The 699-nt window shown below is 40.1% G+C and carries 1 protein-coding gene; it reads right to left on the bottom strand.

The window, feature by feature from the left end:
- Window positions 1–699 (bottom strand): NFACT family protein (locus AC1MDJ_RS08270; RefSeq protein WP_479690437.1); only part of this gene is annotated, 699 nt, incomplete at both ends.

Genomic DNA, 699 nt, shown 5'->3' with positions numbered 1-699 from the left:
CTCATAGTCATATTTGATAAAATCTTTCCCGCTGTCAGTCGTTTTTCTAGGTTCTTTATACTTTTTTTTGTCTAGCAGCTCTGAAAGCTCTTTTAGTTCTGATATATCAGCCGATGATATATAATAAAGTTGCTCTACTGCAGCTTTTTTCAGTTGCATAGCCTCTTCTAGTCTTGTAGCAAGAAGCGGTAAAGCTCGTTTTAGCTTTGCTACTCGTTTATATAGGCGTTCCATATACTTAACAGGGGGTTCATCAGCTGAATATTCGTAAGGCACATCTACAACTATGCCACTTTCATAGCTCTTTAATACATAGCTTCCCTTATCTGACAATATTGCAAGATTAGCCTTTATCATATTAGCCTCATCATTAAGACGATTAGCTCCCTGTGCCTCTAAAAGCTCAGACTCCACCTTAGAGAGTATACGTTTGTAGTGGTCAGCCTCGTTTTGGTAGAACTTAACAAGATGTGCCTTTAGCCCTTCATACTGTTTGTCTAGCGGTGTAGCAGTTTGCCCAATGTTCAGTCCTTCATTTAGCTCTTCAAATGGGATGCCAGTAGCACCCTTAAACGGCGGAAATGGGACTATCTTGCCATTACTTGCCTTGTAAAACAGCTCTCCGTGAGTTAGTTCATCTTTAATGAAAGACACAGCACCAACAAAGCCTAACTCCTCTTTATAGTCGTTAGCAATAGC

This window comes from Candidatus Termitispirillum reticulitermitis, from assembly GCF_054655775.1.
The sequence above is the reverse complement of the archived record's forward strand: the minus strand, read 5'-3'. Positions and strand labels throughout refer to the sequence as shown.